Origin of the sequence: Corallococcus sp. 4LFB, assembly GCF_046520365.1 — a bacterium.
GTDB classification, from domain to species: domain Bacteria; phylum Myxococcota; class Myxococcia; order Myxococcales; family Myxococcaceae; genus Corallococcus; species Corallococcus caeni.
On sequence record NZ_JBKGHJ010000788.1, the window covers coordinates 1 to 2,576 of the forward strand.

The window sequence follows — 2,576 nt, forward strand, 5'->3', positions numbered from 1 at the left end:
GTGGTGGGACGGGGCGGCGGGTGGGACGCAGCCACCAGAAGGCCCCGGCTCCGATGAGGAGCAGCAGCACCACCCCTCCAATGACCACCGCCGACGGCTTCCGCATGGCGCCCCTCCAGGGTGGGAGACTGTAGCAGCAGCGCTGACGCAGGCCTCAGGGGGGGACGGTCCGGCCCCTTGCTTCAGAGGGAGCGGAGGAAAAAAGCAGGGCCCGAACCAAGGTTTTTCGCGGCCGACGTATTGAAGGCGAGGTGGGGATGCTGGGGGCAGAGCCGCCGGTGTCCAAGGGCTCGGAACGCAGAGCGGACCGGGCAGAGGGGGAAAGGGTTTCGGGGGTCGATCTTCCGGGACTCAAGGTTTTTGGCGGTCGACGTTTTGAAGGAAAAGCAGGACGGACGCGGGTCTTTGGGGGCCGCATCCGGATGAGGGGGACCCCTCGGGGGAGGGGTTGAGTTACTGGGAGCGCGTCGAGGGGGCGCGCTCCCAGTATTTTTTTGTGCGCCGAAGTTCGGCGCTTCGCCGCTTCCTAGCCGCCGGAGACCACCCGCAGGGGTTGGGCCGCTTCGCGGGAGGGCTTCGTGGCGCCGGGCAGCTCCAGCACGTGGGCGCCTTCCGCTTCGAAGTATTCGCGCAGCCACGGGTGGCAGGTGAAGGCGATGACCTGGTGGTGCTCCGCCAGCCTCGCGAAGAGCCGCACCGCGCCCCGGGCCCTCTCCGGATCGAAGTTCACCAGCACGTCGTCCGTGATGAGCGGCAGCGCGCCCCGCGTCTCTCCGAAGTCGCGGATGACGGCCAGCCGGAACGCGAGGAACAGCTGCTCCCGCGTGCCGCGCGACAGCTGCTCCGCGCTCCAGTCCCTGGCGCCGTCGCTCACGCGCAGCTCCCGCGCGTCCCCCGCCGGGATGAAGACGCGGCGGTAGCGTCCCGCCGTCAGCTCGGAGAACAGCTCGCTCGCCAGCTGGATGACGCGGGGCTGCTGCTCCTCCTCGAACCTCCGGCGCGCGCGCCCCAGCAACGCCAGCGTCAGCCGGTCCGCCGCGTAGCGCGTGGCCAGCTCCGCGGCCTTCGCCCGCAGCGTCTCCTCCTGGATGCGCAGCCGCGACACGCGGTCGTCGTTCTCCCACTGCGACAGCTGCGTCTTCAGGCTGCCCTGCTCCGTGAGGACCGCCTTGTGCCGCTCGCCCTCGGCCTTGTGGCGCTCGCGCAGTGTGGCGAGCTGGTCCTTCAATCCCGCCTCTCCGCCCGCCGCGTGTACCTCCTCGTTCGCCGCGTTCTCGCCCAGGCCGGTGAGCGCCTGCACCCGCTGGACGTGCTCGCGCACCCGGACCGTCAGCTCCGCGTACCGGCGCGCCTGCACCGCGCGGCGGCGGAAGGTGGCCTCGTCCTGGCAGCCTCCTTCCGTGAGCAGCGCCTCCCACGCCTGGTCCTCGTCCAGCACCAGCTGGTCCAGCCGCGCCTTCTCCGCCAGCAGCTCCCCGCGCTGACCGTCCAGGTGCCGCTGGTCCGCCGCCCGCGAGCGCACCTCCTCCAGCGCCACGGACACCCGCGCGGCCACCGTCTCCGCCGGGCCCGGGGGCAGGCCCGCTGCCCGTGCCTCCTGGAGCAGCCGCGCCGTCACCGCGTCACAGGCGGCCTCCGCCACCGTGAACTCCTCTTCGTCCGTGCGCAGGTCCAGCAGCCGCTGCCGCAGCGCCGCGGCGTCGCGCCACAGCGTCAGCGCCGAGGCCGCGGAGAGGGCCTCCGGGAAGCGGCGCGCGACCAGGAAGGCCCCCCACTCCTCGCGCAGCACCTCCTCGCGCTGCTCCGCGCGCAGCCGCGCCTCTCCCACGCGCTGGTCCTCGCGCACCACCGCGTCCCAGGCCGTGCGCAGCGTGTCCTCTTCCCGCAGGAGCAGCTCGCGCCGCTCCGCCTGCGTCAGCAGCTCCGCGAGCAGCGCCTCCTGCGCGGCCAGGTCCGCCAGCGACGCGCCCGGGGACAGCCCCCGCCGCGCCGGACGCGTGCAGCAGCTCCCGCTGGAGCAGCTCCTCGCGCGCGCACATCGCCGCCTGCACCGAGCGGAAGCGCTCCTCCTCCTGCTGCCGCCAGCGGTGCCGCGCCGCCTGCGCCTCCAGGCTGGCGTGCCGTGCCGTCTCCACGCGATGGCGCACGAGCAGCAACAGCCCCACCAGCATCAGCCCGCCCACCGCGCACAGCATGCCCACCGTCACGTTCGCGACCCACGCCGCGAGCACCGCGAACCCCATGGCCACGCCCGCCGCCGCCACCACCCACGACAGCGGCAAGAGCGAGCGCAGCGGTATCGCGTCCGTGGGTGCCCGCACGCCGTCCATCTGGCGGCGCTGCTCCAGGCGCTGCTCGGCCAGGCGCTCCAGGTCTCCGCGCACCGCGCGCATCCGCCCCACCGCCGCCTGCCGCTGACGCACCTGCGCGGGCCGCTCCTCGGGCAGGGACTCCACCTCCGTCCGCACTCGCGCCAGCGCTGTCTCCAGCCGCGCCCGCTCCTCCCGCGTGCGCGCCTGCTCCACCTCCACCTGCGCGAGCGCCGCGTCCGCCGCGTCCAGCCTCGCCGCGAGCGA

General features: G+C 73.8%; 1 protein-coding gene. It reads right to left on the reverse strand.

Annotated features, from left to right (window positions below; translation table 11 throughout):
• Positions 1 to 526: 526 nt before the first annotated feature.
• Positions 527 to 1,846, reverse strand: coding sequence for an ATP-binding protein (locus ACLEQD_RS41140; protein ID WP_410391372.1), 1,320 nt, complete (start codon positions 1,844 to 1,846; stop codon positions 527 to 529).
• Between the last annotated feature and the right edge of the window lie 730 nt (positions 1,847 to 2,576).